This window comes from Alkalibacterium thalassium (genome assembly GCF_900101165.1).
Taxonomy (GTDB): Bacteria; Bacillota; Bacilli; order Lactobacillales; family Carnobacteriaceae_A; genus Alkalibacterium; species Alkalibacterium indicireducens.
The window spans coordinates 1-11666 of sequence record NZ_FNFK01000056.1; the positions used below are offsets into that span (position 1 = coordinate 1).

The 11666-nt window shown below is 42.6% G+C and carries 14 protein-coding genes; 11 read left to right on the forward strand and 3 right to left on the reverse strand.

What is annotated here, in order from left to right:
• Window positions 1–372 precede the first annotated feature (372 nt).
• A complete protein-coding gene (locus tag BLR76_RS09520; RefSeq protein ID WP_091268460.1) occupies window positions 373–966 on the forward strand; it encodes a ribonuclease H1 domain-containing protein in 594 nt (197 codons plus the stop codon).
• Between the two features lie 127 nt (window positions 967–1093).
• Here the strand turns inward: BLR76_RS09520 and BLR76_RS09525 are convergent, their stop codons facing one another.
• From BLR76_RS09525 to hisJ, 3 genes are read right to left on the reverse strand one after another with little or no spacing between them, the layout of a single operon-like run.
• Window positions 1094–1900, reverse strand: a complete 807-nt coding sequence (locus BLR76_RS09525) for an aldo/keto reductase (protein WP_091268462.1) — start codon at window positions 1898–1900, stop codon at window positions 1094–1096.
• A gap of 46 nt (window positions 1901–1946) precedes the next feature.
• The gene (locus BLR76_RS09530; RefSeq protein ID WP_091268463.1) at window positions 1947–2168 is read right to left on the reverse strand and encodes a YdbC family protein; all 222 of its coding nucleotides are present in this window, start codon (window positions 2166–2168) and stop codon (window positions 1947–1949) included.
• A complete protein-coding gene (gene hisJ, locus BLR76_RS09535; protein ID WP_091268465.1) occupies window positions 2165–2947 on the reverse strand; it encodes a histidinol-phosphatase HisJ in 783 nt (260 codons plus the stop codon). The genes BLR76_RS09530 and hisJ overlap by 4 nt, the downstream gene beginning before the upstream one ends.
• A 134-nt stretch (window positions 2948–3081) precedes the next feature.
• Here hisJ and BLR76_RS09540 point away from each other — a divergent pair, with 134 nt between their 5' ends.
• From BLR76_RS09540 to BLR76_RS09585, 10 genes are all read left to right on the forward strand, one after another.
• Window positions 3082–3927, forward strand: a complete 846-nt coding sequence (locus tag BLR76_RS09540) for an ATP phosphoribosyltransferase regulatory subunit (protein WP_176759682.1) — start codon at window positions 3082–3084, stop codon at window positions 3925–3927.
• A 23-nt stretch (window positions 3928–3950) separates the two neighbouring features.
• Complete coding sequence (gene hisG / locus BLR76_RS09545; protein ID WP_091268470.1) at window positions 3951–4559, forward strand: ATP phosphoribosyltransferase; 609 nt, start codon at window positions 3951–3953, stop codon at window positions 4557–4559.
• Window positions 4560–5810 carry a histidinol dehydrogenase gene (gene hisD, locus BLR76_RS09550; RefSeq protein WP_091268472.1) on the forward strand — a complete coding sequence of 417 codons (1251 nt, stop codon included), beginning with the start codon at window positions 4560–4562 and terminating at the stop codon, window positions 5808–5810.
• A complete protein-coding gene (locus tag BLR76_RS09555; protein WP_091268474.1) occupies window positions 5807–6805 on the forward strand; it encodes a pyridoxal phosphate-dependent aminotransferase in 999 nt (332 codons plus the stop codon). Before hisD ends, BLR76_RS09555 begins: the two co-directional genes overlap by 4 nt.
• Complete coding sequence (gene hisB, locus BLR76_RS09560; RefSeq protein WP_091268476.1) at window positions 6802–7383, forward strand: imidazoleglycerol-phosphate dehydratase HisB; 582 nt, start codon at window positions 6802–6804, stop codon at window positions 7381–7383. The genes BLR76_RS09555 and hisB overlap by 4 nt, the downstream gene beginning before the upstream one ends.
• A complete protein-coding gene (gene hisH / locus BLR76_RS09565) occupies window positions 7380–7958 on the forward strand; it encodes an imidazole glycerol phosphate synthase subunit HisH (RefSeq protein WP_091268478.1) in 579 nt (192 codons plus the stop codon). The genes hisB and hisH overlap by 4 nt, the downstream gene beginning before the upstream one ends.
• Complete coding sequence (gene hisA, locus BLR76_RS09570) at window positions 7955–8659, forward strand: 1-(5-phosphoribosyl)-5-((5-phosphoribosylamino)methylideneamino)imidazole-4-carboxamide isomerase (protein ID WP_091268480.1); 705 nt, start codon at window positions 7955–7957, stop codon at window positions 8657–8659. Before hisH ends, hisA begins: the two co-directional genes overlap by 4 nt.
• A complete protein-coding gene (gene hisF, locus BLR76_RS09575) occupies window positions 8660–9424 on the forward strand; it encodes an imidazole glycerol phosphate synthase subunit HisF (protein ID WP_091268481.1) in 765 nt (254 codons plus the stop codon).
• Window positions 9417–10058, forward strand: coding sequence for a bifunctional phosphoribosyl-AMP cyclohydrolase/phosphoribosyl-ATP diphosphatase HisIE (hisIE, locus tag BLR76_RS09580; protein ID WP_091268483.1), 642 nt, complete (start codon window positions 9417–9419; stop codon window positions 10056–10058). The genes hisF and hisIE overlap by 8 nt, the downstream gene beginning before the upstream one ends.
• 479 nt (window positions 10059–10537) lie before the next feature.
• On the forward strand, window positions 10538–11437 hold the full coding sequence (locus BLR76_RS09585; RefSeq protein WP_091268485.1) for a cation diffusion facilitator family transporter: 900 nt from the start codon (window positions 10538–10540) through the stop codon (window positions 11435–11437).
• Window positions 11438–11666: the final 229 nt, after the last annotated feature.

The following is an 11666-nucleotide window of genomic DNA, read 5'->3' on the forward strand; positions in this document are numbered from 1 at the left end:
CAAGCGATAGCTTGAAGTGGTTAATGTCATTCTCATTTGGTATACTTTATATATAGACGATAACCAAGTCTATATAGGCGACAACCAAGCCTACTGAGTATTCCTTGGCGTTAGCCAAGTAAAAGAAAACCTATGAGGCAGGGACTGCCTTTTGAGCCTACCCATATCCGATTCCTCTGTCTGCATGAAACCTGTGCAGACAAGAATGGAGTTCGTAGGAAGCCCCCACTTCAAAATCCGGAGGATTTAAGTGGTGGGTAGTTCACTGACCGCTCAATATTGATAATGAAGTGCCCTGACGGACCATGATATTGACATTCCCTCCATTTTCTTCTAGAGTAATATTAAGATTGAATGAATTAAGGAGTACCTATGCCAAAAAAATATTACGCAGTTAAAAAAGGAAGACAGACAGGTGTTTTCACAACTTGGAGTGAAGCTCAAAAAGTGATCTCAGGCTTTTCAAACGCAGAGTTTAAGTCATTTACGACTAAATCTGAGGCCGAGAATTATCTGAAGGGATCAGATTCCGCTCCTGTTGAAGAAACCCCTGAGTCAGTCATTGCCTATGTAGATGGATCATTCGATAAACGGGCAAAAAAATACAGTTACGGTGTAGTCATGATTAAAGATGGAAAAGTGCTTGATGAACTGGCAAATGCTGCAGATGATCCGAAGTATGCTGAAAGCTTTCAAATTGCAGGAGAATGCTTTGGGGCCTTAAATGCCATAAAATGGGCAGTCAGTCATGGCTATAAATCGGTCATCATTCATTACGATTATCTAGGAATTGAAATGTGGGCTACTGAAAGATGGAAAGCCAATAAAACAGTCTCTAAAGATTACGTCACCTACTTCAAGAAATACGCTCAGGAAATCAATGTCCATTTTGTAAAGGTTAAAGCTCACACCGGCGTTCTTTACAATGAACGAGCTGACCAGTTGGCTAAGCTTGCACTTAAATAGATACCAGGACTGAATAACACAATAGATTCATCGATGGATCACAAAGATGAGCCTATAAAAACCGTCAGGCTAAGGAATTAACCTCCTTGATCTGACGGTTTTTTTTATCTGTTTCGGTTCCAGTTTCTTACAGTTCGTCAATTCGACTCATGTCTTCATCAGAAAGTGTGAAATCCAGACTTTCCAGATTAGCTTTCTGGTTCTCAGGGTTATGCGATTTAGGAATCACGATCACGCCGCGCTGGGTCTGGTAACGTAGAAGAACTTGTCCCCAGGTTTTATCATAAGCTGTGCCTATGTCCCCCAACACCTCTCTATCCGCCTCAGAGGTTTTCATTGGTCCCCAGGCTTGCGGTCGGATATCTTCTTTAAACATGTACTTTATCCATTCATTGTTCCATTCAGTCGGATTGGACTTAATCTGGTTCACTGCCGGCTTGACAGTAGCAAAAGCATCAAGGCGTTTCAAATCATCAATTGAAAAATTCGATACCCCGATTGTTTTGATTTTGTCTTTTCCGACGTACTCTTCCAGTACTTCCCAAGTCAGACGCAGTTTTTCTTCATCTTCAATAGGTTTATGAATCAGGTACAAGTCGATGTAATCTGTCTGCAGGTTTTCAAGACTTTGATCGAGTGTCTGTCTAACTGCCTCTTTATCTTTAATATACTGATCATCTGCCGGAATTTTAGTTGTGATAAAAAAATCTTCACGAGGAATGCCGCTGTCTTTAATCGTTTTGCCCACACCTGCTTCGTTGCGGTAGGAGATGGCAGTATCGATCAGACGATACCCTAAATTGATTGCAGACTCAAGTGCAGAGAAGTCGCCATTCAATTTACCATTGTAATCATTGTTTTCTTTGCCGTAAGTATTTGTTCCTGTCCCCAAGTATGGGATGGATAAACCATTATTCAGCCGAACTTTTTCCAATGCTATCTCTCCTTCATTTCCATATTTACCTTTATAGTACCTGTCTTTACAGGTCGATTTCAAGTAATTGTTTCTTCAATGCCTTCATTTCTGTATTGTCCAATGTAATTCCCTTTCCCATCTTCAAGTGATCCGGGCTCCAGTCTCTAATATCGAACTTAGCTGGTCTGTCGTTCCAACTAACCAGATTCAGTTCTTTCCTCCAGCCTTTGGGATTCTCTGACAAGACAGCTAAGTGCTCAAGTACTTCAAAATTTAATTGACTCATTTCTTTAGACTCCTTTCAAAATAGCGTCCGACTTCATCGGGGTGATGGGCATCTGAACCGAATCTAAGCGGGACAGCTAGTTCGATTGCTTTTTTAACCAGGACTTCCGGTGGGTACGTCTGCTTGTGATAAGGCTTGTCCAGTCCGGCGAAATTGTAATCCATCCGGTACCCCTTTTCTTTAATACGTTCGAGTACCTTGATCCAGTCGATCGTGTCGACCTGGTCGTACGCTTCCTCAAACTTATTAATTAGCGTAATATGACCGATTATTTTAGGGGTCAGTTCCCCGAATGGCTCGGCAAGTGCTTTATAAAGAGTATCTTCATATTTACTGACTAATGTATCATACCCGACTTCACTGATTTTTTCTAAAAATGCATCCTTGTCGTAATCGATACAGAAATATTCTTCATTGCTCAATCGGATCATATGAACACTGAGTATGGAATGAGGAATGAGGTCGGAATGTTTCTTCAGAAACTCAATTGTCTCTTCTTCTTTCCCTTCAATATAGTCAATTTCAAACCCTATATTAATGATCAGCTGATCCTTGTATTTTTCCTTCAGTTCCTTTCCCTCTTTAATATACGCTTCTACATCTTCCCAGGACATAGCACTGTCATTCTCAGGAGTCGGGTCATCGATCACCAGAGGGGCATGTTCTGTAAAGGTTATTTTCTTCAATCCTTTACTGATGGCTGTCTTTACGTATTCTTCCATTTCAGCATCCGAACCGTGCGGGCAGTACTGAGTGTGTATATGACTATCTGATAACATAAGTCCTCCTTATTATAGGTGACAACAAAACAGCTTTCACATTAACTAATTCTATGTTAGTATTTTTTCATTACGTGATTTAGATACTCCTATTGTATCAAATCATTAAAAAAAGAGAAATGAGGAAACGACTAATGCTATTCGAACAGAATAACCAGTATATATTGGATAAAAAACATCAAGAATGGGAGTTTCTCCATCATTTCCACCATCTCGGTTATGACCTGCTCGACCTCTCGATCCTCGAAGAATTTCGCTGGGACAGTTTGTCACCAGATGATTTAAAATCAATGACTAACCGGTATATCTGGCAGGCAAACGATTCCCTCCTATCAATCAGAAGCGACTGGACGGATGCCATAGTCAGATACCGGAAAAAATATAAATTAAAAACTGATAAAATAGCTTATTCCGGTCCGGTTTATTCCTATAACAAGGAACGTATGCAGTTCGGAATGGAGATTTTCTCAGAAGATATCGATACACAACAGTCGTCAATGAAAGATCTGCTTGATTATCTACAGACTCATCTTAAACAGACGGTTTCAGTAGCAGTGATCAGTCACTATTCTCTATTGAAAAGACTACTGAGTAAAGACGAACTTCAAGATCCGGAAGTCAGACATCTGTTGAGAGAACGTAACCTGGATGGACTGACCAAGTATTTAGGTCAAACTCATCCTGTCGTTCAACTGATGAGCCAGCCGGTTCCCTACCAGCTCCATTTCGCCAGAGACCAGTTTCCTGACCTGAAAGACCCAGTCAATGAAATAATCAACTGGCGTAATGCACTGGAAGAAAAAAATATCCCGACAGTTTACAGTGACTTATTCTCACTTCCGGCTCAATCGTACTATAAGGGGATCTTTCTGCAATTCTATACTGATCAGACTGTAGAGCCGATCGTTACCGGCGGACAGTATTCCAGTCCGACAAAAGCCTTTGGTATGGCGATCAACCTAACAGACTTAACATACTAAACCGTTTTGTGAAGGAGCAAGAGATGATTACTATAGCTTTATCAAAAGGAAGACAGTTGAAAGACTTTATAGCATTTTTAAAAAGCATAGATATGACCGACTGGAGCGATGCACTCGAATCAGTGTCAAGAGAATTAGTTGTGAACACCGACTCAGTGAGATTTCTTCTGGTCAAAGGTGAAGATGTTCCAGTTTATGTGGAAGAAGGCGTCGCTGATTTGGGCATAACAGGAAGTGATGTCCTGTACGAACAGAACAGACACATCAATAATCTGATGGATCTGCCGTTCGGCTACTGCCACTTTGCACTGGCAGCTAAAGAACCTAAGGATGTCTATCCAGTTGTAGCTACAAAATATGTACAGTTTACTCAAAATTACTTTGATTCAATTATGCAGCCTGTTAAAATCATCTATCTAAAAGGTTCAGTTGAGCTGGCCGCGACAATCGACATGGCCGATGCCATCATGGATATCGTTCAGACAGGTACGACTCTAAGAGACAATGGTCTTGAAGAACAGATTCGTCTTGATGACATCAATGCACGCCTTATTTCAAACAAGCATGCATTCTTTTCTAAGAATACTAAAATACAGTCAATCATCAATCAATTCAAAAAAGTAGGTGCTTAGATGTACACAGCTCAGTCATTTAAAGATAAATTTAAAACGATCAATAGTGTGGACTGGACGAAAACGCAATCGGTCATGGATATTATCCAGTCTGTTCAGAAAGACAAAGATTGTGCTCTTAAATCATACAGCGGTCAGTTCGATAACGTGGCCATCGATGAGCTTGAAATTCCATGGTCTGAACTGGAAAAAGCCGTTTCTTCCATAGATGATGATTTGAGACATGCTATGGAGGAAGCACATGACAATATCAGACGTTATCAGTCTTCCATTAAGCTATCAGATAGTGCAGGAAAGGAATTATTTCAGAAAGTACATCCTCTCAAACGTGTCGGTGTATATGTGCCTGGAGGAACGGCGCCTTTACTTTCTACCGTTTTAATGACGGCTGTTCTTGCGAAAGTAGCTGGTGTAAATGAAATCATCGTGACTACTCCGCCTCAACCTGATGGTGTACATCCAGCTATTCTTGCTGCATGTCACATTTCAGGCGTTGACCGTGTCTTTCAGGTTGGCGGAGCACAGGCCATTGCCGCCCTTGCATATGGAACTGAAACAATCCCTAAAGTAGATAAAATTGTTGGTCCTGGCAATCAGTATGTTGCTTTGGCCAAGAAGCTTGTCTACGGCGATGTGGGCATCGATTCAATTGCAGGCCCAAGTGAAATAGTCATCGCTGTTGATGAAAGCACCAACGCAAAATGGGCAGCTTTCGACATCCTCGCTCAAGCTGAACACGATGTTGAAGCTAGAACATTTTTAGTAAGCGAGAATGAAGCTAAACTTCAGGAAATTTATGGACAGGTTCAGAAAGGGCTTAAGAAACAGCCTCGTGAGTCGATCATCAGAGAAAGTCTGGCAAATCATCACTTTAATATTCTGACTGAATCTAGAGACGAAACAATCGATATCATCAATCTGATTGCAGGCGAACATGTCTCGATTCAGACTAATGATGCAGCTGATTATGTCGACCGCATTACCACAGCTGGCGCTTTGTTTATCGGCGACTATTCGCCTGAAGCCATTGGAGATTATATTGCCGGTCCAAGTCACGTTCTACCTACTGGTGGCACTGCTCGATTCAGCAATGGTCTGACTGTAAATGATTTCTTAAGAACAAACTCAATTATTGCTTTAGAAAAAGACACATTCATGACCATGGCACCAGGCGGCATGCGTATGGCCGAAGAAGAAAAACTGAATGCTCACTATGATTCATTAGCCAGCAGATGGGAGGATCTCAAATGATTAGAATAGATAAAAACGAAAGTCCTTACCGCGCACTCAGCGAAGAAGAAATAGGAAAAATCGCTGTAGACACGCACTTTAATCAATATGCAGAAGATGAGTATGTGGAACTTCAGAAGAGTTATGCAGCATACAATGGATTTGATCCTGATCTGATTTCATTTGCAAACGGGTCTGATGAATGGATACAGAAAGCAATGATCGTTCTTGGTGACGGGCCTGTTCTTGTGCTGGATCCAGACTTTGTGATGTATGAAGAATATGCCAAGCAGTTCGGACGTAAACTTACAAAAATCAACTGTCATGACGACTGGACCTTCGATTACGAAGAAGTCTATAAGAAGATCAAGGAATTAAATCCTTCTGTCTTTATCTTTTCACAGCCGAATAACCCATTCGGTACGCTTCATCCTTCAGAGTTCGTCGAACAAGCTTCAGCTCTTATGAAAGAAGCTGGCGGTTATTTCATTATTGATGAGGCTTATGGAGAATTTATTGAAGATCAAGTAACTTATCCTGAAGGCGATCATGTCATCCGTCTAAGAACCTTGAGTAAGGTTTACGGCTTGGCAGGTCTGCGTGTAGGTGTCGCTATTTCTACAGAAAAAACGATGGGCATTCTCAACTCAATTGCCCACCCTTATCCGTTAAACACATTTTCTCTTAACGTAGCCAACTATCTTCTCAACCAGACTGAACGTCTGGATAAATTCATTGAATTGAACCGTACCCTTTCCAGAAAACTAAAACAGATTTTCCAGGACGAAGTCGGAGATGTGATCGATATCCTGGACAGTTCGACTAACTTCATCTTTACCTACGGAGAAAAAGCTGTCGATTTGGGTGAACACATTGTCGAACGCGGGTTTTTACCAAGAATGTATCCAGAATCCGACAATCCTGCATTAAGACAGATCGTCAGGTATTCCATTGCTACTGAAGAGCAGCTAATGGATCTGCAGACTATTTTAAAAGAATGGAGACAAGCGCAATGACCATAACTAAAGAACGCAAGACAAAAGAAACCTCTATCGAGTTGACTATCAGCAAGGGCCTTGGAGCGTCGCATATCGATACTGGCGTCGGCTTTCTGAACCATATGCTGGATCTGTTTGCGTTTCATGGTCATTATGTCATCGACCTTAAAGTGGATGGCGACACAGATGTTGATGATCACCACACTACAGAAGATGTCGGTATCCTGCTTGGACAGGCAATTGCTGAACTGATGGAAGACAAGTCATCCATTCAGCGATACGGTACGGCTTATGTTCCTATGGATGAGACACTGACTCGAACAGTCATTGATGTCAGCGGACGTCCTTACCTGCACTTTGAAGCAGATTTTTCCAGCCAGACCGTTGGTACCTTCGACGTTCAGCTGGTCAAGGAATTCTTTTATGCGCTGACGATCAATGCCCGTCTGACGGCGCATCTTGATCTGATCAGAGGCGGCAATACGCACCATGAAATCGAGTCTCTCTTCAAATCTTATGCTCAGGCTCTACGTCAGGCAGCCAGCGACTCCTCTGTTTCCAGACTGCCTTCTTCGAAAGGAGTGATCGAAGCATGATCGCGATCGTCGACTACGGACTCGGAAACATTGCCAATTTGACTAACGCCTTGACTTATCTGGGCTATGAAGTGAAAGTTACTCACGATGTTGAAGAGCTGGAACAGGCTGACCAGATCATCCTTCCCGGTGTCGGTCATTTCAAAGATGCTATGACCCGTTTGAAAGAACTCGATTTGATTCCTGAGCTGAACAAGCTGAAGGAAACCAAGCCGTTTATCGGTATATGCTTAGGTATGCAGCTGCTTTTCGAACACAGTGAAGAGGGGAATGTCGACGGGCTGAACTTCCTTCCCGGACAAGTCAGGAAGATGACCTGCCAGCTTCCAGTTCCTCACTTAGGCTGGAATAAACTGGATGCGTCAAATGTCTCTCTGAATGAAGACGTCTATTTCATTCATTCCTATAAAGTCCACACGGAAGAAAATGTCGTGGCAAAAGCGACTTATGAGGATGATGTGGTAGCTATTGTTCAAAAAGACAACATTATCGGCATTCAGTTTCACCCGGAAAAAAGTGGCGACAAGGGTCTTCAGATTCTTGATCAGGCACTGAAAGGCGGGTACATCAAATGATAGAATTATGGCCGGCGATCGATCTGATCGATAACGAAAGTGTCCGACTGACTGAAGGAGACTACGGGACGAAAGAAGTCATGACTCGTACCCCTCAGGAAGCCGTCGCCTTCTACAATCATTTCGAGCAGGTGAAACGGATTCATATTGTCGATCTGATGGGTGCCCTTCATCAGAAACCTGCAGAGGAAGCTTTTATTAAAGATCTGATTCAAACGAGCGAACGTCCTGTTGAAATCGGTGGCGGCATTCGTAAACAGGAAACAATCGATTATTATTTAAAAAACGGGGCATCTTATGTCATAGTGGGTACACGTGGGCTTCAAGATACTGAGTGGCTCAAAACAATGACTGAACAATATCCAGGGAAAATTTATCTCGGACTGGATGCCAAGAAAGATCAGGTGGCTGTCAATGGCTGGACTGAGGCGATGGACCGTACGATTTTTGATGTAGCTGAGGAAACGGCTTCCTTGAAACTAGGCGGAATCATTTATACTGACATCTCAAAAGATGGAAAAATGCAGGGACCTAACTTTGAACTGACAAAAGCATTAGTCGAAACAACCCCTCACCCAGTCACTGCTTCTGGAGGGATCAGAAGTCTTGAAGATATGAACCAGCTTGAAGAAGCAGGTGTCAAAGCTGCGATCGTTGGAAAAGCAGCTAATACGACTACGTTCTGGGAGGGCATCAATTAAATGATAAAGAAACGAATCATCCCCTGTCTGGATGTAAAAGATGGTGTAGTCGTTAAAGGAATCCAGTTTAAAGGACTGCGGGAAATCGGCGATCCTGTTGAATTGGCGAAACGATACAATGCGCTCGGTGCCGACGAGCTTGTCTTTCTTGATATTTCAGCAACTCAGACCGGTAATGCATTAATGCTCGATGTTATCAGTAAAACGGCAAAAGAACTGTTCATCCCTATGACAATCGGAGGCGGACTGAAGTCCATCGAAGACATTTCTGCTGTACTGAACGCCGGTGCAGATAAAGTCAGTTTGAACTCGGCGGCACTAAGCAATCCGGATCTGATTAATGAAACAAGCGAAAAATTCGGTGCCCAATGCATCTGTATTGCCATCGATGCGAAATGGGATGAAGATAAGCAAGACTGGTTCTGCTATACTCATGGCGGCAAGCAGCGTACGGATATCCGGACAATTGACTGGATTAAAGAAGTCGAACGTCGCGGAGCTGGTGAACTGCTGGTCACAAGTATGGACTACGACGGCATGCAGCAAGGCTTCGACCATAAACTCCTTTCGATCATTCAGAAAGCAGTCACCATTCCAATTATCGCTTCTGGCGGTGCCGGCAGTGCCGAAGATTTCATCTCTCTTTTCCTGGAGACAGATGTGTCAGCTGGACTGGCTGCCTCCATTTTCCATGACCAGGATGTATCCATCCAGCAAGTGAAAGATCTATGCGATTCGAAAGGAGTGCCTGTAAGACATGTCTGATTACACTACACTTAAACCTGACTTTTCAAAAGGATTGCTACCGGTTATCCTACAGCATCATATCACGAAAGAAGTCCGTATGATGGGCTATATGAACGAAGAAGCGTTTGAACTCACTAAGAAGGAAAAAGTCGTCTGGTTCTACTCCCGTTCAAAAAATAGACTGTGGAAAAAAGGCGAATCCAGCGGGAATATGCAGTATGTCACTGACATGTATCTGGACTGTGATGATGATGCTCTTCTAATTATGGTCGATCCAGCTGGCCCTACTTGTCATACAGGCAGCGACAGCTGTTTCAACCTTGTGTCTTCCTTCTCCTTACGGGATATTGAAGCCATGGTAAAAAATCGTGCGACATCTTCTGATGAAAAATCTTATACACATTATCTTCTCAACGAGGGTATTGATAAGATCAGCAAAAAGTTCGGAGAGGAATCCTTTGAACTAGTCATCGGTGCCAAGAATGAAGATAAGGAAGAAATCAGGAATGAGGCAGCCGACGTGCTTTATCATTTAGGTGTCCTTCTCCATCAATCCGGTGTCACAGTAGACGATGTGGAATCTGTTCTGGCTTCACGTCACCAGAAGAAAAACAACTTTAAAGGTGAACGCCAGTCGATCAACGAATGGTAGTATCGCCTGGTTTAGGTAATCGTTAAATCATTCGACCCTTTATTAGTTAGACGCAGCTTGTCTGTTAGTAAACTAATAAAGGTTTTTTTCGATTACATTGCCTGCCTCTGGCAGTTGTCAGATTGATCACTTATTTGCTTTGTCCATCTCAGCAGTACTGGTTTTTCAACTATTAACCACTCACATTCCACCTCCATCCCAGTGGCCATTAATCCCACAACAAAACCACATTCACTCCCCTTAAATAATTCCAGTTCACTATTTTCCAGTCAGTATAATATATAACAGGCTCTATTTTTTTCGTAAAAGGAGAGCGTCTTTTTTATATACTCCATATCTAATTTCAATTTGATATAGTGTGGTTTCTCGTCCGTCCTAAAAAATAAGTAATTGTTAAAAAGGAAGCTCCTGTTGTTGAAAAGTTCCGAACCATTATATACTATATGTAGGACCTGTTTAAAAAGATGGAGGAACCAAATATGCCCAATCAATACAATAGAGTAAAACTTGCCGAACGCGGAGCTCGAGTAAGCATCAGTGTGTATATCATTCTAGCTCTGGTAAAAGTTCTGCTCGGTTTTTTTCTGAATGCCGCCTCTCTCTCAGCTGATGGGTTCAATAACCTTACAGATGTCGTCTCTTCAGTAACTGTCCTAATAGGACTCAAGACTGCACGAAAACCAGCCGATTCCGATCACCCTTATGGGCACTGGAAAGCTGAACCGATCGCCAGTCTGATCACTTCCTTCATTATGCTGTTTGTCGGGTTTCAAGTCCTTCAGAGCAGTATTTTACGAATAATCAGTGGAGAAATCACGCCTCCAGATCAGTCAGCTGCCATTGTATCTGTCGCAAGTGCGATTGTATTGTATCTCCTTTACAGATTCAATCTGTCTCTGGCAAATAAAGCTAACAGTGCAGGTCTTAAAGCTGTCTCCAAAGATAACTTGGCAGACAGCCTGACCAGTTCAGCTACCGCCATTGCCATCACAGGAGCTTCGTTCGGCTGGGGCTGGCTTGACGGAGTAATGGCTGTCATCGTATCAATCATCATAATCAAAACAGGTGTAGAAGTATTCAAGGAAAGCAGCTTTTCCTTATCTGACGGGTTCAAAGATAAACATCTGACGGAATATAAAAATGAGATTCTTCTTCTACCTCATGTGAAAGAAGTTGCGACAATTAAAGCACGGATGTACGGGGCTAATACTTATATCGATGTGACGATCCTGGTGGACGGGATGATGACCGTTCAGGAGGGACATGATGTGACTGAAATGATTGAGGAAGTGCTGTATGAAAAATATGATATCATGCATACTGATGTTCATGTTGAACCTGATACAATTGAAGACCAGTTCAACAAGGATCAGATGTAGACTACAGATATTTTAATTGACACTCCCACAGCTAAAGCAGTGGGATTCTTAAGTGCTTTGTCGAACGCAGGCCATTTCTGTTTTGTTCAAGCCTTAAGTTTAAGGGTGTGCCATCACCCCTCCCATGGCAGAGCCTATAGCTCCATGGGCACTCATACTGTGACCATATGAGTTAGGTTGTTTGGGCGATATTCAGAGCTCCTACTCTATCCCGATGCCCCCGGTAGCC

Bases quoted from the DNA above. Each gene is read 5' to 3' on its own strand.
- BLR76_RS09520 (WP_091268460.1), top strand. From the start codon at position 373: ATGCCAAAAAAATATTACGCAGTTAAAAAAGGAAGACAGACAGGTGTT.
- BLR76_RS09530 (WP_091268463.1), bottom strand. From the start codon at position 2,168: ATGAGTCAATTAAATTTTGAAGTACTTGAGCACTTAGCTGTCTTGTCA.
- hisJ (WP_091268465.1), bottom strand. From the start codon at position 2,947: ATGTTATCAGATAGTCATATACACACTCAGTACTGCCCGCACGGTTCG.
- BLR76_RS09540 (WP_176759682.1), top strand. From the start codon at position 3,082: ATGCTATTCGAACAGAATAACCAGTATATATTGGATAAAAAACATCAA.
- hisG (WP_091268470.1), top strand. From the start codon at position 3,951: ATGATTACTATAGCTTTATCAAAAGGAAGACAGTTGAAAGACTTTATA.
- hisD (WP_091268472.1), top strand. From the start codon at position 4,560: ATGTACACAGCTCAGTCATTTAAAGATAAATTTAAAACGATCAATAGT.
- BLR76_RS09555 (WP_091268474.1), top strand. From the start codon at position 5,807: ATGATTAGAATAGATAAAAACGAAAGTCCTTACCGCGCACTCAGCGAA.
- hisB (WP_091268476.1), top strand. From the start codon at position 6,802: ATGACCATAACTAAAGAACGCAAGACAAAAGAAACCTCTATCGAGTTG.
- hisH (WP_091268478.1), top strand. From the start codon at position 7,380: ATGATCGCGATCGTCGACTACGGACTCGGAAACATTGCCAATTTGACT.
- hisA (WP_091268480.1), top strand. From the start codon at position 7,955: ATGATAGAATTATGGCCGGCGATCGATCTGATCGATAACGAAAGTGTC.
- hisF (WP_091268481.1), top strand. From the start codon at position 8,660: ATGATAAAGAAACGAATCATCCCCTGTCTGGATGTAAAAGATGGTGTA.
- hisIE (WP_091268483.1), top strand. From the start codon at position 9,417: ATGTCTGATTACACTACACTTAAACCTGACTTTTCAAAAGGATTGCTA.
- BLR76_RS09585 (WP_091268485.1), top strand. From the start codon at position 10,538: ATGCCCAATCAATACAATAGAGTAAAACTTGCCGAACGCGGAGCTCGA.